General features: G+C 63.0%; 18 protein-coding genes. 6 read left to right on the forward strand and 12 right to left on the reverse strand.

The window, feature by feature from the left end; genetic code table 11:
• The 8 genes from IAE77_RS01390 to IAE77_RS01425 all read right to left on the reverse strand — a co-directional run.
• A partial coding sequence (locus IAE77_RS01390) for a prepilin-type N-terminal cleavage/methylation domain-containing protein (protein WP_294220725.1) occupies positions 1-392 on the reverse strand: 392 nt, incomplete at its 3' end.
• A gap of 13 nt (positions 393-405) precedes the next feature.
• On the reverse strand, positions 406-939 hold the full coding sequence (locus IAE77_RS01395; protein ID WP_294220727.1) for a hypothetical protein: 534 nt from the start codon (positions 937-939) through the stop codon (positions 406-408).
• Positions 936-1,442, reverse strand: a complete 507-nt coding sequence (locus IAE77_RS01400; protein ID WP_294220729.1) for a prepilin-type N-terminal cleavage/methylation domain-containing protein — start codon at positions 1,440-1,442, stop codon at positions 936-938. Before IAE77_RS01400 ends, IAE77_RS01395 begins: the two co-directional genes overlap by 4 nt.
• Before the next feature lie 56 nt (positions 1,443-1,498).
• Entirely contained in the window at positions 1,499-1,912 is a 414-nt protein-coding gene (locus IAE77_RS01405) for a type II secretion system protein GspG (protein ID WP_294220731.1), read from the reverse strand.
• Between the two features lie 78 nt (positions 1,913-1,990).
• On the reverse strand, positions 1,991-3,226 hold the full coding sequence (locus tag IAE77_RS01410; RefSeq protein WP_294220734.1) for a type II secretion system F family protein: 1,236 nt from the start codon (positions 3,224-3,226) through the stop codon (positions 1,991-1,993).
• 39 nt (positions 3,227-3,265) lie between these two features.
• Positions 3,266-5,047 carry a GspE/PulE family protein gene (locus tag IAE77_RS01415; RefSeq protein WP_294220738.1) on the reverse strand — a complete coding sequence of 594 codons (1,782 nt, stop codon included), beginning with the start codon at positions 5,045-5,047 and terminating at the stop codon, positions 3,266-3,268.
• A gap of 216 nt (positions 5,048-5,263) precedes the next feature.
• The gene (locus IAE77_RS01420; protein ID WP_294220740.1) at positions 5,264-6,328 is read right to left on the reverse strand and encodes a TlpA disulfide reductase family protein; all 1,065 of its coding nucleotides are present in this window, start codon (positions 6,326-6,328) and stop codon (positions 5,264-5,266) included.
• Positions 6,325-7,422, reverse strand: a complete 1,098-nt coding sequence (locus tag IAE77_RS01425) for a CAP domain-containing protein (protein WP_294220743.1) — start codon at positions 7,420-7,422, stop codon at positions 6,325-6,327. Before IAE77_RS01425 ends, IAE77_RS01420 begins: the two co-directional genes overlap by 4 nt.
• A 186-nt stretch (positions 7,423-7,608) precedes the next feature.
• Between IAE77_RS01425 and IAE77_RS01430 the strand changes: the two genes are divergently transcribed.
• Genes IAE77_RS01430 through IAE77_RS01445 form a run of 4 tightly spaced genes read left to right on the forward strand, consistent with a single transcriptional unit; the run spans position 7,609 to position 10,361 of the window.
• A complete protein-coding gene (locus tag IAE77_RS01430) occupies positions 7,609-8,265 on the forward strand; it encodes a hypothetical protein (RefSeq protein WP_294220746.1) in 657 nt (218 codons plus the stop codon).
• A complete protein-coding gene (locus IAE77_RS01435; RefSeq protein ID WP_294220748.1) occupies positions 8,262-8,564 on the forward strand; it encodes a transcriptional regulator in 303 nt (100 codons plus the stop codon). Before IAE77_RS01430 ends, IAE77_RS01435 begins: the two co-directional genes overlap by 4 nt.
• A gap of 57 nt (positions 8,565-8,621) precedes the next feature.
• Positions 8,622-9,518, forward strand: a complete 897-nt coding sequence (gene ispH, locus IAE77_RS01440; protein ID WP_294220750.1) for a 4-hydroxy-3-methylbut-2-enyl diphosphate reductase — start codon at positions 8,622-8,624, stop codon at positions 9,516-9,518.
• A gap of 36 nt (positions 9,519-9,554) precedes the next feature.
• Entirely contained in the window at positions 9,555-10,361 is an 807-nt protein-coding gene (locus IAE77_RS01445) for a hypothetical protein (RefSeq protein WP_294220754.1), read from the forward strand.
• Here the strand turns inward: IAE77_RS01445 and IAE77_RS01450 are convergent.
• Both IAE77_RS01450 and IAE77_RS01455 read right to left on the reverse strand, forming a co-directional pair.
• Positions 10,283-11,803 carry a GTPase domain-containing protein gene (locus IAE77_RS01450; protein ID WP_294220757.1) on the reverse strand — a complete coding sequence of 507 codons (1,521 nt, stop codon included), beginning with the start codon at positions 11,801-11,803 and terminating at the stop codon, positions 10,283-10,285. The two genes, IAE77_RS01445 and IAE77_RS01450, sit on opposite strands and share 79 nt — an antisense overlap.
• A gap of 23 nt (positions 11,804-11,826) precedes the next feature.
• On the reverse strand, positions 11,827-13,290 hold the full coding sequence (locus IAE77_RS01455) for a DUF2868 domain-containing protein (protein WP_294220758.1): 1,464 nt from the start codon (positions 13,288-13,290) through the stop codon (positions 11,827-11,829).
• A gap of 186 nt (positions 13,291-13,476) precedes the next feature.
• Here IAE77_RS01455 and IAE77_RS01460 point away from each other — a divergent pair, with 186 nt between their 5' ends.
• Positions 13,477-15,429 (forward strand): matrixin family metalloprotease, encoded by a 1,953-nt coding sequence (locus tag IAE77_RS01460; RefSeq protein WP_294220760.1) that lies wholly within the window; start codon positions 13,477-13,479, stop codon positions 15,427-15,429.
• On the opposite strand, the gene IAE77_RS01465 is transcribed toward IAE77_RS01460, so the two are convergent.
• Entirely contained in the window at positions 15,426-16,073 is a 648-nt protein-coding gene (locus IAE77_RS01465) for an ABC transporter ATP-binding protein (protein ID WP_294220762.1), read from the reverse strand. The two genes, IAE77_RS01460 and IAE77_RS01465, sit on opposite strands and share 4 nt — an antisense overlap.
• Positions 16,070-17,002: an ABC transporter permease gene (locus IAE77_RS01470; protein ID WP_294220765.1), complete on the reverse strand. Its 933-nt coding sequence runs from the start codon at positions 17,000-17,002 to the stop codon at positions 16,070-16,072. Before IAE77_RS01470 ends, IAE77_RS01465 begins: the two co-directional genes overlap by 4 nt.
• Before the next feature lie 705 nt (positions 17,003-17,707).
• Here IAE77_RS01470 and IAE77_RS01475 point away from each other — a divergent pair.
• Entirely contained in the window at positions 17,708-20,116 is a 2,409-nt protein-coding gene (locus IAE77_RS01475; protein WP_294220769.1) for an N-6 DNA methylase, read from the forward strand.
• Positions 20,117-20,151 lie beyond the last annotated feature (35 nt).

A 20,151-nucleotide genomic window follows, 5' to 3' on the forward strand; every position in this document is an offset into this window, starting at 1 on the left:
GCCGGGTCAGGCCCCGGGGCACGCACGAGGCCGAATTCGACGGCGTCGGCCCGTTTGAGGCGCTGATCCCAGACGAAGGGCATCTGGCTGCCGAGGATGAAAAGACTGCCGGAGGAGCCTCGCGCGGCTTTTTCGGCTCCAGCGGCCAGGGTGATGCCCGGAGGGACGGTTTCAAAGTAGTCGCGCCATTGCGTGACGAAGTTCGAGATGCGTGTTTCGTTCACACGAGCCTGTCCCATTGATTTCCCAAGCTGCATGGCCCCATCCGCGACGCTGAAAACGCCTGAGAGCACCAGACCGATGAGGACCAGTGCCAGGAGAATTTCCAGCAGCGTGAAGCCGGAGCGGTTCGTGATGCGTGAGGAGTGATGCGTGAAACCCGATTCACGCATCACGCAGCACGCATCAGATGGGGCTGTTGGGTGAATAGACATACGTTTCCATGCTGCGGACGATGCGGCGGGAGGTGCCGTCGCTGATCCAGGCTTCGGCGCGGACGCGGAAGACGTGATCGAGCTCTGCTTTGTCACGGGTGAAGAGGCGGACCTTTTCGATGGTGGCGCTGGCGTCGATGTGGTCGGCGGTTTTGGGGAAGTTGATCTTCGTGGCCTTGAACTCCGGCTGGTGGGCCACTTCGGCGAGCACTGATTCAAGCACGCGAAGCACCTGTGCCTCCTGACGTGCTGCGGTGGTCGTTTTGGCGATGCCGTCGATGGCCTGCGTCATGCCGACGGAGACGAGTGCGAAGAGCGCGATGGCGAGGAGGATTTCGAGCAGAGCGAAGCCTTGAGCGGACGAATGGCGCGTGAGCGTTTTGGAGTGCTCCAGCCCTCTGGAGCTTTGCGCAGGCCAAACGACGCTCGAAAGCGCCGGAGGGCCGGCGCACTCCAGGACGCTGGCGCGAGGTTTGATGCTCCAAGTTGTGCTCGTGTGCTTCATGACTTGGCGTTGAAATCGAGGCTCTTGCGTTTGGCGCAGGCGGTGAGGGCATCGAAGGCGAGTTCGACGGTGCCGCCGGGGCCGGAGAGACGGACCTCGATGGGCTCGCAGATGCCGGTGGGGCTGAATTCCCAGGTTTCGTTGCGTTTCGGCTCGCGGAAGCTGCGCTCGCCCACGCGGCGGATTTGCAGCAAGCCGCTGAAATCCGATCCCGAGCCAAACGAACCGGCCGCCAGCGGCAGCGTGACGGTTTTCTGCTCTTTGACGGCCTGGAGAAGGTTTTGACGCGCTGTCGTCTCGATGAGCGCGACTGCTCGACGAAGCCGATCTTCTTCTTTGATGCCGCTGATGCTGATGATCGAGACGCCGAAGAGCATCATGAGCAGGCCGAGGACGACGAGGATCTCGAGCAGCGTGAAGCCGCTTCGCGGCAATGACGAATGGCGAATGGCGAATGACGAAGGAATGACGAAGCCCGAATGACGAGCTTCGCAGCTTGTCATTGGGCATTCGGTCATTGGAAGTTCATTCGTCATTCGGAATTCCTCATTCGTCATTTTCACAGCTGCCAGCTTCCCACGTCGTCCGCGTTGTCGGCGATGCCATCGGGGCCGGCGGAGTAGATGTCGAAGCCGCCTTTGTCCTTGGTGCCAGGCTTGCGGTAGTGGTAGGCGTTGCCCCAGGGATCGACGGGGAGTTTCTTGAGCTTACCTTTCTCGACAAGGATGCCGATGCCCTGCGAGGTGGTGGGCAGCTTCATCGAATCGACTTCGTAAGCGCGGACGGCGGATTGGATTTGGTTGATGTGGCCAAGCGCGGTCTTGTTTTTGCCGCCTTCGAGGACGCCGCCAAAGCTGACGACACCGACGCCGACGAGCAGACCGATGATGCCGAGGACGAGGAGCATCTCGACGAGGGTGAAGCCCGCGGGGGACTTATGACTTATGATTTTTGATTTATGATTTAGCTTCATGGTGGCTGTTGGGTTTGGAGGTTTATTCGGGGGAGGAGGAGTCGGAGTAAGAGGCGGAGGAGGATTGACGGAGCCGTGCTATTTGATGGAGCTGATGGTTTCGAAGATGGTGCTCATCATGATGTAGGCCATGAAGCCGACCATGCCGGCCATGATGAAGACGATGAGGGGCTGGATGCAGGCGGCGAGGGTGTCGATTTTCTTGCCGAGCTCGCGGTCGAAGCGTTCGGCGGCGCGGGAGAGGGCCCCTGGCATGTCGCCGGTCTGTTCGCCGACGTTGACCATGTCGAGCAGCAGCGGCGGGAACTGGCCGCTGCGGTCGAGAGCACGCGAGAGGCTCACGCCTTCGCCGACGTGGCGTTGAACGGCCTCGAACTCGCGCTGGAGATGCGGATTCTCGATGGCCTGATGCGTGAGCTGCATGGCGTGAACCATCGTGAGGCCGTTGCCGAGCAGGTTGGCCATCGTTTCGAGGAACTGGACGTAGAAGCGGGCCTTGAAGATGGCACCGAAGAGCGGCAGGCGGAGTTTGAAGCGTGCCCACGGAATGGCGGACTCGGGCCGTGCGAGCCAGGCGCGGAAGAGGATGAAGCTGGCGATGCCCGCGATGATGAACATCCACCATGTTGATTTGAAGACCTCACTGGCCTTCAGCATGACCTGCGCGAGGAAGGGCAGCGAGCCGCCGGTGCTGTCGAGCATCTCGGTGAGCTTCGGGATGAGGTAGAGCACAAACATCAGCGAGACGCCGAGCGCGGCGACGACGAGAAACGCGGGATACAGCATGGCGGCGAGCACCTTGGAGCGCAGCGCGGCGAGCGAACGCATGTAGGCGGCCTGACGCTTCAAGATGGTGCTCATCGAGCCGCTGGCCTCACCGGCGGAAACAAGGGCGCAGAAGAGATTGCCAAAGCTCGGGCTCGTCGAGGCGACGGCCTTCGAGAAGGACATGCCATCACGCACCTTGCCACGCAGCACGGTGGCGAGCGTTTTGATGCCGGAGAGCTCGCGACGCCGCTCCATCGTGGCGAGCGCGGGCTCGAGCTGGATGCCAGCGCCGACGAGATCGGCGAGTTCTTCGATGAAGAGCACGACCTGGGCGAGCTTGAGCTTGATGGGGCCGCTGGTGATGGGCTCGGCGGAAGCTTTGGTTTTGGCTTTCGAGGTGGTTTGAGCCTCGGAGGCGGCTTCGAGTTTGATGGGCTGGATTTTTTTCTTCCCGAGCAACGCAAAGGCCTCGCCGCGATCTGACGCGGTGAGTTCTCCGGTGATCATGCCGGAGGGGCCGAGGGCGCTGTAGGTGAATAGCGGCATTGAAAATTGAAAATTGAAAACTGAGAACTGAAAATTGGGTTAGGCCGCGAGGCGTGTGGGAGCGGTGGCGACGACAGGAGTGGCAGGAGAAGGCGTCTGGCGCTCGCCGGCGGCGGTGACGGAGAGGACTTCTTCGATGGTGGTCTCGCCGGAGAGGACTTTTTGGAAGCCGTAGCCGCGCATGGGCACGTAGCCGTCTTTGAGCGCCTGCTTCATGAACTCGGCGGGATGCGCCCGCGAGTTGATGAGGTGTTGCAAGGCGTGCGTGACGAGCACGATTTCATAAATGGAGAGACGGCCCTGGAAGCCGCTGCCACGGCAGGCTTCGCAACCGACGGCTTTCATGATCTGGCCACGCACATGCGACGGGAAGCCGATGGAGCGCAGATACGGCTCCTCGACCTCGGCGGGCGCTTTGCACACGGGGCAGAGCTTGCGCACGAGGCGCTGCGCGAGGAAGGCCCGCACGGCGCTGCTGACGAGGAAGGGCTCCACGCCCATATCGACGAGTCGCGTGATGCCGCCGATGGCGTCATTCGTATGCAGCGTGCTCAAGACGAGGTGACCGGTCAACGCGGCACGCACGGCGATCTCGGTGGTCTCAAGGTCGCGCATTTCCCCGATCATGACGACGTTCGGATCGCCACGCAGGATGCTGCGCAGTCCCGCGGCAAACGTGAGGCCGATTTCGGGCTTCACGGCGATCTGCACGACGCCGGGCATCTTGTATTCCACCGGGTCCTCGATGGTCACGATACGGCGGTGCGTCTGATTCAGCTCGGTGAGGAAGGCGTAGAGCGAAGTCGATTTACCGCTGCCGGTGGGGCCTGTGATGAGGATGATGCCGTTCGGGAGCTTCAGCAGCTCTTCAATGACCGGGCGAACCGTGCTGGTGAGGCCGAGTCGGTTCAACGTGACCTGCTGCTGAGCAAGCAAGCGCAGGCTCACGCTCTCACCTTCCACGCTGGGAATGGTGGCAACACGCACGTCGATGGGTGTGCCGTCGAGTTCGAGATTGATGCGGCCGTCCTGCGGCAGGCGCTTCTCCGCGATATCGAGGCGGGCCATGATTTTCAATCGAGCGATGACGGAGGCTTGCAGCGATTTGATGTTCTCCGGCACCGGCAGCTCTTCGAGACGGCCGTCAATGCGGTAGCGGATGCGCAGGCGGTCGTGCTGCGGCTCCACATGAATGTCCGTGGCCCGCTGATCGAGCCCGCGGCGGATGATTTGATTCACAAAACGCACGACGCTGGCCTCCTCGTCCTCCGGTTCATCGAGCACGGTGACCTCGTCCTTCAATTCTTCGGAGCCCCAGTCGGCACGGCCGCGCAGGATCTTCTCAAACGTGTCCGCCCCGAGGCCGTAGAGCTTTTGCAGGCCCTCGACGATGCGCGTGCGAGGTCCCACATGCCAAACGACAGGCATCGCGAGACTCGCGGCGACGCGTTGATGTGCCACGAGGTTCAGCGGATCAAAGGTGGCGATGTGCAGCGTGCGTTTGGCCTCATCGAGTTCCGAGCCGCCTTCCGTTTCCTCGGTGAAAAGCGGCAGCAAACGATGCCTCAACGCGATCTCGGCGGGAAGCAGACGGCGGATGCCGGATTCGGCAGGCTTCTCCTCGTCTTCAGGCTCCCACCAGCCCAAACTGAGCGCCTTGGCCAGAGCCATCAAAAAGTCCCTTTCCCTGACGCCCTCGCAATCGAGGACGGCATCGACAAACGAGGTCTGATTGAAACAAGCAGCCTCGATCGCCTGCCGCACAGCAGGCGAGTCACCACAACCAGCGGTTGTGAGGATTTGGTCGATCAGCGGAAGCATGTGGTTTGAGACCTAAATTCGGTCTTATAACACCACATTTTTATGGTTTTTTATAGAAAACGCAAGTTTTTAATAAACCTGAACCATTCGGAGGCCCGAAAGGCCGACCCAAGCACGTTTCGTCTGATCCGCCGCTTCATTCCGGCTCAACCGCTCTCAGCACGACACCCTCGACCCGATGCAACATGTCGCGAAGGACCGGTTTCATGCCGACGCCTACTTCGCAGGCCCGGCAGACGCAACGATCTTTGCCACCATGGTCTCCAGGGCACCGTTCTTGATTTCGATCACGCCCTTCGGATCGATGAGATAGAGGGTGGGAAAGTTACGCAGGTTGTAGAGGCTGGTGTTGGGACCGCTGGTGGTGCCGTCCATCACGTTGCGGAACGCGACCTTGTAATCCGCGAGCGCTTTTTTCGACTCAGGCTCGATGTCGGTGTTCACGCCCAGCACCACCGCATTCTTGTCCTTCAACTGTGCGACGGCCTCATTCACGAGCGGCAAGGTGCCGTGGCAGGCATGGCACCAGCCGCCCCAGAAGATCACGATCACGTGTTTCCCGCGATAATCGCTGAGTTTCACTGCCTGCCCTTCCGCGTCCTTGCCCTCGATCTCCGGCGCTTCCGAGCCGACCTGCAGGCTGGTCATTTCAAAGAGCATCTTCGCGGCAAAGTCGGACAGGTTGAAGCCCTGGATCGTGACATCGGCAAAGCCGGCGTTGAGCTGCTGGAAGGCATCCAGCGCCTTCTGCTTGGATGCTTCACCAGAGACACGATCCGCCGAGGCGTCGAAGTTCTTGAAATGTACCGCGCCGAGCGAATAAAGCGCCGCCGCCTTCTCCTCACGGTTCGGGTTCTTCTCAATCACCGCCTTCAGAACCGGCTCGGCAGGCAGTCCGTGGTATTCGAGTTGCTTCACGGCCTCGGCGATGCCCTTGCGGTCGGCGAAGGTGCTGCCCAGCATCTTCAGCGCCTCCTGGCCCTCAGGAAACCCCGCCGCGCCAGTCACCAGCCACGACACGCCTTTCACCACGTCCGGCTCCGCCAGATTCGCCTGCACGAGTTTCATCATCGTCGTCGCATAAGGTCCGGCGCTGGGAATGGTGGAGCGATACTTGTTCCGCTCCTCCTCCGTGGTGGCCGCGATGATCTTCTGCGTGTTCGCACGCACGGAGTTCTCGTATTCGTCGATGATTGAGCGGATTTCCGTCGCGAGGGGCGAGGCCGCCTCCTGGGCGGCAAGCGAAGCAAAAGACAACAGCAGCAGGGCGAGATGTTTCATGACAGTGGGGCTGGGGAAGAACGTTTTCGTGAAGCAAGACCGCACAGAGCCGCGACGAGGCAGAGCAGAACTCCACCCGGCTCCGGCACGACCATGAAGGACGAATAGACGTTGTCGTAAAAGGTGACTGAAGGCCCGTAGATCTCGCTGTGCGCCGTCAGGGTGAAGGTCTGGGCGGCGAGGCCGGTGTCCGGTGCCTCCACGCGATACACCACGCCGTCCGTGAGACCTGTGAGCGCGATGTTGAATCCGCCGGCACTGTTGCTGAAGCCGCTGGCCACCAGGATGCCGCTCACGTCTTCATAGACATTCACCGCCACTCCTCCGAGACCTTCGCCCGGCGTGTAAAACAGGTCGGCGGCCAGCGTGTCCTCGTAAACCGAGCCCGTGAGGATCGCGTCGGCGAAGTAGCTGGCACCATCGAAGCGAAACTGCGTGCCGAAATGCTGCGTCACCACATACGGGCCGACAACACTGGTGTTCCCGCCGGGGATTGCGATGCTTTGAAAGCCGATGCCCACCTCTTTGAACAACGAATCCAGCAGCACATCGCGATGCCCCGCTGGATTCTGAATGCCATTGCCATAGCCCGCCGACGCGCCATTGCCATCGCCCCAGTCGATCACAAATCCCGCGTGCCCGTGAATGATCGTCTCCGTGTTGGCGAAGAGATTTTCACCCAATTCGAGCCAGTTCGCGCTGTAGCCGCCATTTTGAATGCGGTTGGCAAGGCTCAGCCCATCGAGCGTGTGCGATTGCTGGTCGTTCGTGACCATGAGGTTCGAATAGGCCGTTGCCGACACGTTCAAGGCGCTGCTCCAGGCCACTGGCGGGGCGGCACTGAGGATCGAAAACTGCGCGGCCAGATCCACGGCGCTGGTGCCGAAAAAGTTCAAAGCAGTCGCAATGTAAGCGTCATCCGACTTCGGGCTGTCCCAGACGCCCGGAGAAGAAAAGTTCACCAGCCGGGCCAGTTCATTCTGCGGATCGCTGCGGAAGCGGTTCGTCAGCTCCAGCATGTATTGCTGCTCGGCGGTGGGATCAGCAGCCCTCCCCTGCCCTGCGGCCAAAAACACCGCTCCCAGCCAGCACAAGGCTGTCTTCCAGACCCGAAACGGGGCCGAGGTGCAGGTTGAAACGGAAGAACGCATTGCAGGCAAACTTATGAAAATTATAGCGGACTGCAATCTCTTGTTTCGGAAGCCTTAACCAACGCGGCATCGCTTTGCGTCACAAAGTTTTACTTGCACCTATCACTTTGTGAAACAAAGTAACCTCCCATGAGCCACACCGAAGCCGCTTTGGAGAATCTCCGTATCATCCGCTCCCTGATGGAAAAGGCGCACATCTACCGGGCAGTTTCGGCTCCAGCGGCATTGACGGGCGGTGCTCTGGCTTTGGCGGCGTCCATCTGGCCGGTCTGGCATGCGGTGGCGAATCAAGGTGCGGCGGCGATGTGTGACCGCTGCTTCCTTTTCACGTGGTTGATTATCCTCGGCATCGCCTCCGGCCTGAATGTGATTCTCCTCGCCAAAGAAGCCCGCAGACGCGGCCAGCCTTTCGTTTCCGAAGGCATGCGCATGGCTTTGCGGGCCTTTGCGCCTCCCATGCTCGTCGGGGGCATGGTCGGCATCGGTTTGATCCTCTTTCTGCACAATCTCACCCTCGCAGCCTTGATCTGGGTGCTGTGCTACGGGCTGGCGCTGCTGGCGACGGCCGGCTTTTCTCCCCGTTCGCTCGTGCGGCTGGGCTGGGGCTTTGTGATTGCGGGACTGCTGCTTTTCTTGGTCTGGGCGCTGAATCGCGATGTGGATCTCCTCTCCAGCGACCTTGCGCCCGCGTCGCTGGTCATGGGGCTCACCTTCGGCCTTCTGCACGTCATTTATGCCCTCGCTGTCTTTTTCAGCCCCAAACCGGCGCAGGAGGCCGCGAAATGATCGACTTCGATCAAATCGACAAGCTCATCCACGAAAAGGGCCGCCTCGCCATCATGACGCTGCTCTCCACACGGGGCGAGTGGGCCTTCCAGGACCTCAAAGCCGAGCTCAGCATGAGCGATGGCAATCTCATCACCCATCTCCGCACATTAAGCACAGCCGGTTACATCAAAGAAACCCGCGACGAATCCGGCACACGCCCGCGCACCAGCTACGAACTCACCGCCGAAGGACGCCAGGCCTTCAAGAGCTACGTCGAAGTCCTCGGACAGATCGTCCAAGCCGCCCAGCAGGGCTGATCTCGTTTCCTTTTGCCCACTCACTTTGTCCCACAAAGCCAAACCACGAACAACATCATGAACATCCACCTCGCCCAACATCACGGCATGTGCTTCGGCGTCCGCGACGCCCTGCGTGCCACCCACGCCGCCGCGCAACGCGCCCCGCTGACCATTCTCGGCCAGCTCGTCCACAATCCCGTCGTCGATCGCCATCTGGCCGCCGTCGGTGCCCGAAAAGGCGATCTCGACGACCTGAACAGCGCCACCACCGTTCAAGTCGCCATCACCGCCCACGGCGCTTCCGATCAAAATCGCCGAGCTTGGCAAACTGCCGGCCACAACGTCATCGACACCACCTGCCCGCTCGTTCGAAAGGCGCATCACGCACTCGCCACACTCGTAAGCGATGGCTACCAGCCCGTCGTCATCGGACAACGCCAACACGTCGAGGTGCGCGGCCTCATTGGCGACTTCCCACAAGCCGTCGTCGTTCTCGACGAAGGCGATCTCGATCAAATCCCCGTGCATCCTCACCTCGGCATCGTTTCACAGACCACGCAGCCGATTGAGGTCGCTCTGCGTCTCGTCGAAGCCATCAAACGCCTCCATCGCGGCTCTGAAGTGCGTTTCATCGACACCATCTGCCATCCGACGAAGCAACGGCAGACGGCGATGGATGATCTCATCCGCACCTGCGACCACATCGTCGTCATCGGCGGCCGCAACAGCAACAACACACGCCAGCTCGCCCAAAAAGCCGCCGCGAATGGCCTGCGCACGCTGCAAATCGAAAGCGCCGATGAACTCGATCCTGCGTGGTTCACCGAAGCCCGCAACGTCGGCGTCACCGCCGGCACCTCCACCCTCGATGAAACCGTCGATGCCGTGATGCAGCGCCTCCGCCAGATCGCCGCCGAACTCCGCACCACACCCGCGCACGAATTCCTCCGCACCATGCTTCAAGCCGCCTGATCAACTGGGAACCGAGAACCACGAGCAGAGAACTTTATGAATACGCAAAAATGGATCACCCACTTCGAGAGCAACACCCGCCTCAATCACGACCTTCCGCTTCCTGACGAGCCTTGCACCTTGCCGGACCATGTCCGCATCCCCCTGGCGAAATCACTCGCCACCTTCCAGCTCGGTGAAAGCGGCGGCGGCACGCGTCTGCGGCGCTACACCCGCAGCATCGCGACGCTGGAGAATCTGCGCGGCTACCAGCGTGCGGTCGATCTCTTCGTGGCCGAGGAGCAAAGCCACGCCGCCCTGCTTGCACGCGCTGTCACGCATCTGCACGGCGCCCTGCTGCGGAAGCAATGGACGAACTCCATCTTCCGCTGGTTGCGCGACTTGGTGAACCTGGAGTTCAACATTCAGGTCCTCCTCACCGCCGAACTCATCGCCGAAGTCTATTTCGGCCTGCTCGCGCTGCGTTGCAGTGATCCAGTGGTGCAAACCGTCGCCAAAAAGCTCCTGCGCGATGAGATGGGCCACCTCTCCTTCCAGCGTGACTTTCTCTTCGAGCGATTGAAGACGCTCACACCCGCCATGCAGCGTCTCTGGCGCTGGCAGTTTCAACTCATCCACCTGGGCACCGCGTTCGTCGTCGCCTGGGATCATCGCGACTGCTTGCACAGCCTCGGCGTCACACCTGCCGACTTCCGCTCACGCGCTGTTCGTTGCTGGAATGTGTTCCAGACACGCCTGGAGCGTCGTTTGCGTGAGTTCGACGCTCAGGACCGCCAGGCGCTCGTTTCGACGCCTGGATACAGCCGTTCCAACAGCGCGGTCATACAATCGCCCACGAGTTGATGCGTCTGCCGGAACAACACGGCTGGCATGGCTTCCTTCTGCACGCCCGACTTCCACAGATGATCCACCGCGTCATCGTGTTCGTTGATCACCGCGTCCACCGTCTCATGCCAGTGCTGCGGCTGCTCGCTTTCCTGCCATTCCCCACGGCCACGGCCGAAATGGCAGATGGCCAGGTAGGCGAGCAGGGCCAGGCGCACCTGCTCGCGGAAATGCTCGCGTGACCAGCGCAGGCGCTGATCACTGCCGCGCACCAGATTATAGCTGCGGATCAAGGCATACGCGCCGATGCCCGAGGCCAGGCCGCCCAGCAGCGCTCCGCCGCCGAAGGTCATGCCGCCGAGCTTCAAGTCCGCGATCAAACCACCCATCGCACCGCCGGCGAAGCTGCCCAGCACGCCCCAGATGCTCTCGGAGACGGCCTGCGGCTGGTGGAAATGCTCACGGGCCACCTGGCTCACCTCATGACCGGCGGCTCCCTTCAATCCATGGGCCTCAATCAGCTTGTTGGTCGTCTGTTCGACACGATCCGCCATCTGCGAGGCCAGCTTCTGCCGGGCGTCGTTGTATTCGCGGTTCAATTCCTCGCGCTGCCAGCCCACGCGTTCCAGCAAGGTCTCCGCACGCACATCCACGCCGTCCAGCAGCGCCGCGGTGAGCTGTTCGGAGAGCAGTCTGATCGAATCCCGAAACACGCCGATGTTCCGCTGCGTCCACGCCTTCTTGATCTGCTGGAAGGTCGGGATCTTCGAGCCTTCCATCAGCGGAGCCAGCGACTCCATCAGGGTGTCCTCCTGCACCCAGCAGCGGGCGAAGGCATCCAGCGTCAGCACCGCACGCACGGCCTCGAACTGCTTCAAATGCGCGCGCCAGGCATCGAGCTCCACGCGCTCCATCTCCGAACTGCCCGGCGTGCCGGTTTGATTGAGCAACACGACGACCGGCTTCCCCACCCAGCCGAGGATCTCCATCTCCGGGCCGATGTATCCCGCCGCCTCGGGCGGCTCGGTGGCGTTCACGAGGTAGAGGACCACATCGGCCTCATCGCGCACGTTTTTCAGCGCCTGCTGGCTGCACCACAACGGACGGTCGGTGATGCGGTCCCACGTTTGGGAAAGGAACCACAGCACCGGGTTGCGCTCGCGCTTCAGCCGCTTCATCAGCCGTCCGCTGTCGCCAAAGCCCGGCGTGTCCCACAGGCGCATCATGAAGCCGCCGGTCTCCAGCAGCGTGTAGGACTCATTGAACAGCGTCACATGCGGCGCGTCCCGCACCTCCCCCACGTCCTGACGCAGCAGCGTGCGGGCGAGCGTGGTCTTGCCCGCGTTGGTGTGGGAGATCAGGCTCAGCGTGATGATGTCCGAGGCGTCACGCACCCCGGCTTCCGCGCCCTGCTTCGGCGGAGCATCGGAGGCTTTGGACTTGGAGAACAGGGCGGGCACGAGAAGGGAAAACTTGGAGAACATTACGACAACGCCGCGTGATCGCGTGCGGATTCTTTGCGGACGGCCACAATCACCTCGGTGGCCAGTCCTTCGACCGTGCGCGACCACAACTGCTCGCGTCCGGCGATTTTTTCCGGCGACCAACGTCCGGCGAGGCTCGTGCCATCGAGCAGCACGATCAGATCAGGTTCCGCGTGCTTCGTGAGCAGGCGCTGGCGCACATCCGAGACGAGACGGCGCTGCACCTCCGCCTCCGGCGTGGTGGCCATGTTGAACAGCACCACCACCTGCGCCGACACCGGCTGCCACGCGGCGGCAAACTCATCCTCATCCCCTGCGGGGATGCGCACATACTCCGCCCGTGCCATGCCGCCAAACCGGCCGCGCACGCCGCGATCCCACACCTCGCGATGCATGGGCGTGGCCTCCATCGCATGCACCAGCACCTGCACGCGTGAATCGCCACCCTCCACCGCCCGCAGCAGGCCGCGCAGATAGCCGCCCCAGTGCAAACCGCGGGCGCGGGCGGAGATCACACGCCCGCCACGGGCCACGCCGATGCCCGCCAGCAGCAGACGCGGCGCGATGACCAGCACCAGCAAGGTTCCCGCATACAGATGAATCCATGGCAGCGCAGGCGCCGGCTTGTCCGCCTTCCCTCCCGTGCGATGCATGGACGCGATCTGATCCAGCGGCACCGGCGTGCGCAAAACGACGGAGGCTGGCTTGAACAGCGTTTCAAAAAAGGCGCGGGCGCCATTCTCACTCAGCAGCGTGCTTTCCCACACCGCGCGGTACTCCCGCGACCAGCCATGCGCATACAAGGCCGTCGCGCCACCGAGCGCCATCATCGCTGCGGCCACATGCAGCCAGGTGCGCAGGCGCATCTGCAGCCGGCACCAGGCCAGCGGCCAGGCGAGTTCCTCAAAACGGGCCCGCACAGCACCGCCGAGGGAGTTTTCCGTCTGTTTCGACGCCGCGTTGAACTTTGACACGCCATGAGCCAGCACCTCCGCCAGCCAGCCGCCGCGTCCAGCCATCGACGATGCCGGCATGATCTCGCACAGGATGCCGAGCACGATCACCACCGCGTTCCAGGCCAGCAGACCGACCAGCGGCAGCGCCAGCAGATTGAACTCGCTCGTTTGTCCCAGATCCGTGAGCCCGTAGCCGGCGACCCAGGCGATCCCCCAGCCCCCCACCGCCCAGGACCAGCGTCCATGAGGCACGCGCAGCAGCTCCAGCACGCGGATCAACTCGCCACGCCAGCCCACCGCCTCGCGGTCCAGCCATTCGGAGCGTTTGTCGAGAAACATCTCCCCGCGATCATCCAGCGCGTCCCCCTTGATCTCCTCCGACGCCAATCCGGCCCGCGTGTGCGCCGTGGCCTCACGACGACGCTCCGCGCTGACGAGCAAGCCGTCGGCATCGCCTTCTTCGAGGGCGCGCCATTTCAGCACGCGCTGCCAGTCATTCCAATCCATTCAGGGGGTGATTTCGCGCACTCTAAACGCGGCTTTTGGCAGAATCCAATCGCGCCCTGCTTTTTCGCAGGAGCCAGCCCCGCCGGACGTGGAAGCCCTTCATTTTCAACGCCCATGAAAACCTGCGCCGATTCTTTTCGGTGAGGCGGCTTGTCAAGGCGGACGCCACTGTGGCATGCTGACCGAATGGCAAGCCGACGTTTCCCCTCCCCTCTCGCCGTCCTCACGGCCGCATGCGCCGTCCTGATTCTCTCCACCGATGCGGCACGGGCCTCGTCACTGGCTCCCACCACGGAGGTGGAGGACGTCCGGGCCGCGCTCGGCATCTGCCGCGGCCAGATCACCGGCATCGAGGCCTTCCGCCACCCGGAGCGCGGGGGCATCTTCACCCGCATCCACATCACGCCGCTGGAGGCGATCAAAGGCACCTTCCCCGCCTCCTTCACGGTGATCCAGCGTGGCGGCGTGATCGATGGCGAGGGCGAATCGACCGGACTCGCGGCGGCGTTTGCCGTGGGAGACGAGCGCCTGTTCTATGTCGTGAAGCGTCCTGACGGCTCCCTCGAGCTGCTGCGCGGATTCGCCGGTGCGGAGCGCGTCGGTGCCGCTGTGGCCCGCAAACGTTTCGCCACCGCGCAGAAACTGCGCCGCCTGCGGCAGCTCGCCAGCGAGCAGGGCGCCGGACCGTCCACACCGGTCTCGGGAACCGACTTCAGCGGCAGCACCGGCAGCCAGCAGGCGAATTCCGGCTCGCCTTCGAATAACACCGGCCTGCTGGTGGACGGCTCGGGCATCCCGGCACGGTTTGTCGCTCCCGACCGGGGGGAGGCTGTGGGCTACCTCGTCGATGTGCAGGCCCTTCCCACCGGCATCACCCAGGAGCAGGCCCTCACCGCCGTCAGCCAGGCGCTCGCGGCCTGGAGCGCGGTCACGGGCCTGACGTTCCGTTTCGACGGACTGGAAAACTTCGGCATGTCCGCCGCCAATGTGAACATCAGCGACGAGCGCCTGCGCATCCAGCTTCACGATCTGCATGGCGAGATCAGCAGCGGCAGCGTCCTGGGCATCGGCGGCCGTTCCTTCACCAATGTCAGCTCCGACTTCAGCGCCACCGGCGGCGGTGGCGGCCAGGTGAACGGCCTGGAGTTCCACAAATCCACCCGCGGCTATGTCGTGCTGGAGCACACCGCCACCTCCATGCAAACCCTCGCCACCTTTGCCGAGGTGCTCTGCCACGAGGTCGGTCACGCGCTCGGCATGGGCCACTCCAGTGAAAATCCCTCCGAGGCCGACACCACGCTCAAACAAGCCGTCATGTACTTCCAGGCCCATGCCGACGGCCGCGGCGCCACCCTGGGCAGCTACGACGGCCCCGTGGTGCAGAAGATCCACCCGCCCGCCGACACACCGCCCTATTCCTACGACCGCATCATGGCCATGGTCACCGCGCCCACGCCCATCACCACCGTGGCCGGCATCAATGAGCTCCAGCTCTTCGGCTGCGACCGGCAGACGGACTCCGGCCTGCTCACCCTCGTCACCACCGGTCCCGGCAACAACCTGGCCGGCACCATCAGCTTCACTGGCAACACCCTCAAAATCACCCAAGGCGACTACTACGGCGATTCCAGCATCGATCCGGCCAGTTCCTCCTTCTATGCCATGAAATGGGTGCGCTTCTCCGACGGCGTCAATGCCTCGCCCTGGACCCGCGTGCGGGTCACCGCCATCTACGCCGACTCAAAACCCAACGGCGCTACCGACGGCCTGCCGGACAGCTGGATGATCGATCACTTCGGCAACGCCACCCCCAGCGTCGGCGCTCTCAGCCGGGCCACCGATGACAAGGATGGCGATGGCGTCAGCAACCTCGGCGAATTCCTCACCGGCACCAGCCCGGTGGATGCCTCTTCGCGGCTCAAGGTCGATGATGTCCTGGCTTTAGGAGGCGGGACGGCGTCGCTGACGTGGACCGCCCAGCGCTACCAGCTTTACCTCGTCGAATCCTCCACCGATCTGATCAGCTGGACACGCTTTGGCAATCCCGTCGTCGGGCCCGACCTCATCGTCAGTCTGGTCAGCAGCCCTGTGACCATCCAGACGCCGCGGACCTTCTACCGCGTGCGCTTCGCACCTTAGTCTTGCAGCGCCTCCAGCCTGCCGCCGCTCATCCGCAGTTGCAGGTGACCCAGTGCCGCAGCCTCGTTGCTGGAGTGCGTGACATGCAGCACCGTCAGCCCATGCTCCTGCTGCACCTTTTGCAGCAGCGAGACCGCCTCCGCGCGCATCCCCTCATCCAGCGCTGAGAGCGGTTCATCCAGCAGCAGCAGCTTCGGCTGCGCCGCCAGTGCCCGCGCCAGCGCCACCCGCTGCTTCTCACCGCCGGACAGCCGGTCCGGCAGCCGGTCAAGCAGCGGCACGATGCCAAACTGCTCCGCGAGACGTTTCACCCGCGCTTCGATCTCCGCAGGCGGCAATCCGCGCAGCTTTGGCGCGAAGGCGATCTGTTCCCGCACCCTCAAGCCCGGAAACAGCGCCAGATCCTGCGGCACGTAGCCGATCCCACGCTCCCGCGGCTCCAGATCCGTCACATCCACACCATCCAGCCGCACACGGCCCGAGGTCGGCTTCCGCAGACCGCAGAGGATCTCCAGCAGCGTCGTCTTGCCGCAGCCCGTCGATCCCATCAGCACCGCATACGTGTTCGCGGGAATGGCGATCGTCACCTCCGCCAGGATCACGCGTCCGCCCGCCTTCCAGGAGATGTGGTCGAGCTGGATCATACCTTTTCCCCCGTCGCACGCACCACCACCAGCACCAGCACCGCCAGCGCCACCATGAACAAGCTCACCGCCACCGCCGCCTCCAGATTCCCCACGCTCAGCTCCAGCCACACCGTTGTCGGCAGCACCTCCGTCTTCATCCGCGTCGCCCCGGCGAAGACCAGGATCGGTCCGAACTCACCCAGACTCCGCGCCCAGGCGATGCAAAACGCCGCCACCATCCCCCGCCGTGCCGCCGGCAGCGCCACATGCCACAGCGCCTGGAAGCGCGTGCAGCCCAGCGTCAGCGCCACCTCCTCCGGCCGTGCGGACAGATGATCAAACGTGCCGCGCATCGTGCGGATCGCGAACGCCGCAGCCACCACGAACTGCGCCAGCACCACACCGCTGAGCTGGTAGGTGAAGGGGAATCCCGGGATGTGCAGCGTGTGTTTTCTGGCCTCATCATTCATCGCCATCTCTTTCGATCCCGGCTTGAATTCATCCTCTCCGGTCCTCTTGAATGGAGGCTCAGGACGCCACGACTCAGGCACCACGATCCCCGGCACCCTCACATCAAAGCCGCCCTCGATCACCTGCCCGATCCGTGTCTGGAAAAAGATCAAGAGGCACAGCCCCACCACCAGCGGCGGCAGGATGATCGGGATGTCCAGCGCCGCATCCAGCCACGACTTCCCGCGAAACTCCCGCCGGGCCATCAGGTAGCCCACCGGCACCGCCAGCAGCAGCGCCAATCCCGCCGCCAGGCAGCAGGTCACCAGGCTCAGCCACGTTGCATGCCGGATCTCCGTCGATCCCAGCACCTTCAGCCACGACTCCGGCGTGCTGTAAGTCGCCGTCGCCCCCAGCAGCAGCGCCCAGAAGATCAAATACCCCGCCGTGATCAGCGCCAGGGCCAGCCAGCAGAGGTTGGAGCGGTTCAGGGTCATGCGGGAGACCCCCCAAGCTAAAAGCCCGCTCCTCTCCGCACAACCTCAATCGTCGAAGGGCAGGGTTCTTGAGTTCCAAGTTTCAGGTTTCAAGTTCCGACGGTTCCAGATCGGAAGCAGGTTCGCGGCTGGAAGGGAAGGAAAGGCGCAAGGCCGGTCAGGAGTGGCGACGACTCGTCGCCATCCACTCAAGGCCGACGATTCGTCGGCCCTCCCGCACCTCCCCTCAACGCCACCCGGCGAGCAAAAGTGCCCGTCGTGCGCCACTCCATCACCCGTAACCCGCAACCCCTCACCTTGCCCCCCAACCACGGGCACCTGCGCAGCCACCTCAGGCACTTGCGCCGCAATCACGCGCACTTGCGCTGCAATCGCGGGCACCTGCGCCGCAACCTTGGACACTTGCGCCACAATCACGGGCACTTCTTCCGGTGGCGCGGGCAATTCCGGCGGTGAATCGCACGGTTCCGCCGGGAGTGCGGGCAGTTCCGCCAGAAGTGCGCATGATTCCGCCGGAAGACCGCAGGCTACTGAATGGGAATCAGTTCTTCCCAGCCCAACCGCAACTGCCACGGCGGCAAGCTCCCCCGATCCGCCCAGTTCCGCCCCGTCTCCCAATCCCGGGGTCACCTCCATTCCGGGTCTTTTCCCTCTTTGCGCCATCTGCTTGCCTTCATCCGCATCCGCCGCTTTCCTCGCGGCCCCATGCTGACCTCCGAGACCAAGCGCCGCATCGACTCCTGCCGTGACATCCTGGTGGGGAAACTGCCGTTGCCCACGGATCAGGTGGAGCTCATCACCCTGGCGCTGATCTACAAGTTCATGGACGACCTCGATGAGGAGTCCGTGGAGATGGGCGGGAGGCGCAGCTTCTTCACGCAGCATCTGGAGCCCTACCGCTGGCGGAATCTCCTACCGCAGACGGTCAGCGCGGAGCAGCGCATGGCCCTCTTTGCACGCGGCATCGAGTTGCTGGGCGGAGCCGACATGGAGATCGAGGTGAAGGAGAAGGGCGAGGTGAAAAAGAAGCGCATCATCCCGGCCGCGCATCTGCCGGGGCTGTTCCGCGATGTCTTCCGCAATGCCTTCCTAAAATTCCGGGACGGGCGCATCCTCACCATGTTCCTCACGGAGGTGAACGCCTTCGCCTACAGCCACAGCGAGGAGCTGGGGAATGCCTTTGAATACCTGCTCCAGTGCATGGGCACGCAGGGGGAGAATGGGCAGTTCCGCACGCCGCGGCACATCATTGATTTCGTCGTCGCCTGCCTCGATCCCCAGCCGGGGGACCGCATCCTCGATCCTGCCTGTGGCACCGGCGGCTTCCTCGTCAGCGCGTATAAACACATCCTGTCCCGGCACACCTCCGCCGGTTCCAGCATTCCCGGAGACCAGCTCACTCATGAGCAGCGGCAGCAGGTGTATGCCAACCTTACTGGCTACGACATCACCGACCTCATGGTGAAGCTCAGCAAGGTGAACCTCTTTCTCCACGGCTTCCCGGATCCTGCCATCCACATCTACGACACGCTGAGCAATGACGCCCGCTGGGAGGAAAAGGCAGACCTCATCCTGGCGAATCCGCCCTTCATGACGCCGAAGGGCGGCGTCACCCCGCACACGAAGTTCCGCATCGCCGCGAAGAAAGCGGAGGTGCTCTTCACCGACTACATCGCCGAGCATCTCAGCAGCCGGGGGCGCGGCGGCGTCATCGTGCCGAACGGCATCGTGGCCACCACGCAGAACGCTTATGTGAAGCTGCGCCGCTTCCTGGTGGAGGACTGCCTCGTCGCCGTCGTCAGCCTGCCCTCCGGCGTCTTCAAGCCCTACTCCGGCGTGAAGACCAGCATCCTGTTCTTCGACAAGCAGCTCGCCCGGAAGACCAAAGAGGTTCTTTTCCTCAAAATCACCGCCGATGGCTTCGACCTCGGCGATCAGCGCCGGGAGATCGAGGCGAATGACCTGCCGGAGGCGGAGCGGGTAGTGAAAGCGTGGCTCGGAGGACCGATGGCAGGTGCCGAAGGCGCAGGATTCAGGGCCAAAGGCCCGTCATCATCCCAGCCTGGGCCAACGGCCCAGGAACCCGGCACGAAAACACGCCAAGGGCTGAAAGCCCGCGCCATGCCCGCGGCGGTGACCCTCGTCCATGAGTCGGGCCTTCAGCCCTCCGCCGTGATTGCGGATGCTCCGCCTGGGGCGTTGCCCCAGGCTGGGATGGGTAGCGCCGTTGGCGCTGCCGTGGTTTGGAAGCGGGTGGAGAAATCCACGCTGCTGGAGAGCCGGGCGTGCAGTCTTCAGGCGGAGACGTTCTTTGGTGAAAAAGCCCCCGACAGCACCGTGGAAATGGTCGTGCTGGGAGATGTGGCAACGCTTGGCAATGGTGGCACTCCCTCAAAGGCGAATGCAGCTTTCTGGAAGGGTGACATCCCATGGGTTTCACCAAAGGACATGAAGTCCCTGGTCATCACTGACACCGAAGACCATGTCTCGGCCTCTGCCGTGGAAAGCAGCGCCACGAAGCTCCTGCCTGCCGGGACCGTGCTCTGTGTCGTCCGCTCCGGCATCTTGAAGCACACGCTGCCGCTCGCCATCACCGCGCGTCCGATGTGCACGAATCAGGACATCCTCGCCATCACGCCGGATCAGGAGCGGCTTGATCCCAAGTTCCTCTTGTTCGTCTTGAAGGGGCGGAGTGCCGAGATTCTCCGCGATGGCATCAAATCGGGTGTGACGGTGGAGAGCTCCCACAACGGCTTCTTCAAGACCTTCGAAATCCCGCTGCCGCCGCTGGAGGAGCAGCGGCGGGTCGTGGCGGAGATCGAGGGCTACCAGAAGGTCCTCGACGGGGCCCGCCAGATTCTCGCGGGCTATGCACCACATATCGCACCCGATGCCGAATGGGTGCGCACGACGATCGGTGAAGTTTGCGATAACTTCATGAACGGCCTCAACTTTACAAAAGAGCAGATGGGCCACGGCGTGAAGTTCGTGAACATCAAAGACGTGTTCTCCGAAGGATTCATCCAGTGCGAGAACTTAGGGCTTGTGGATGTCAGCCCGCGCGAGGTTGAAAAACGCTTGGTTGAACTGAGCCGCTGCGCGGAGGGTGCGTGAGGGGAGTTTGGATGGGGAGTACGCTGGGGGGCTAT

This window comes from Prosthecobacter sp., assembly GCF_014879935.1.
In the GTDB taxonomy this organism is placed as follows: domain Bacteria; phylum Verrucomicrobiota; class Verrucomicrobiia; order Verrucomicrobiales; family Verrucomicrobiaceae; genus Prosthecobacter.

What these genes read in the sequence shown, in the direction of transcription:
- IAE77_RS01395 (WP_294220727.1), bottom strand. Translation starts at nt 939, where the DNA reads ATGAAGCACACGAGCACAACTTGGAGCATCAAACCTCGCGCCAGCGTC.
- IAE77_RS01400 (WP_294220729.1), bottom strand. Translation starts at nt 1,442, where the DNA reads ATGACAAGCTGCGAAGCTCGTCATTCGGGCTTCGTCATTCCTTCGTCA.
- IAE77_RS01405 (WP_294220731.1), bottom strand. Translation starts at nt 1,912, where the DNA reads ATGAAGCTAAATCATAAATCAAAAATCATAAGTCATAAGTCCCCCGCG.
- IAE77_RS01410 (WP_294220734.1), bottom strand. Translation starts at nt 3,226, where the DNA reads ATGCCGCTATTCACCTACAGCGCCCTCGGCCCCTCCGGCATGATCACC.
- IAE77_RS01415 (WP_294220738.1), bottom strand. Translation starts at nt 5,047, where the DNA reads ATGCTTCCGCTGATCGACCAAATCCTCACAACCGCTGGTTGTGGTGAC.
- IAE77_RS01420 (WP_294220740.1), bottom strand. Translation starts at nt 6,328, where the DNA reads ATGAAACATCTCGCCCTGCTGCTGTTGTCTTTTGCTTCGCTTGCCGCC.
- IAE77_RS01430 (WP_294220746.1), top strand. Translation starts at nt 7,609, where the DNA reads ATGAGCCACACCGAAGCCGCTTTGGAGAATCTCCGTATCATCCGCTCC.
- IAE77_RS01435 (WP_294220748.1), top strand. Translation starts at nt 8,262, where the DNA reads ATGATCGACTTCGATCAAATCGACAAGCTCATCCACGAAAAGGGCCGC.
- ispH (WP_294220750.1), top strand. Translation starts at nt 8,622, where the DNA reads ATGAACATCCACCTCGCCCAACATCACGGCATGTGCTTCGGCGTCCGC.
- IAE77_RS01445 (WP_294220754.1), top strand. Translation starts at nt 9,555, where the DNA reads ATGAATACGCAAAAATGGATCACCCACTTCGAGAGCAACACCCGCCTC.
- IAE77_RS01455 (WP_294220758.1), bottom strand. Translation starts at nt 13,290, where the DNA reads ATGGATTGGAATGACTGGCAGCGCGTGCTGAAATGGCGCGCCCTCGAA.
- IAE77_RS01460 (WP_294220760.1), top strand. Translation starts at nt 13,477, where the DNA reads ATGGCAAGCCGACGTTTCCCCTCCCCTCTCGCCGTCCTCACGGCCGCA.
- IAE77_RS01465 (WP_294220762.1), bottom strand. Translation starts at nt 16,073, where the DNA reads ATGATCCAGCTCGACCACATCTCCTGGAAGGCGGGCGGACGCGTGATC.
- IAE77_RS01470 (WP_294220765.1), bottom strand. Translation starts at nt 17,002, where the DNA reads ATGACCCTGAACCGCTCCAACCTCTGCTGGCTGGCCCTGGCGCTGATC.
- IAE77_RS01475 (WP_294220769.1), top strand. Translation starts at nt 17,708, where the DNA reads ATGCTGACCTCCGAGACCAAGCGCCGCATCGACTCCTGCCGTGACATC.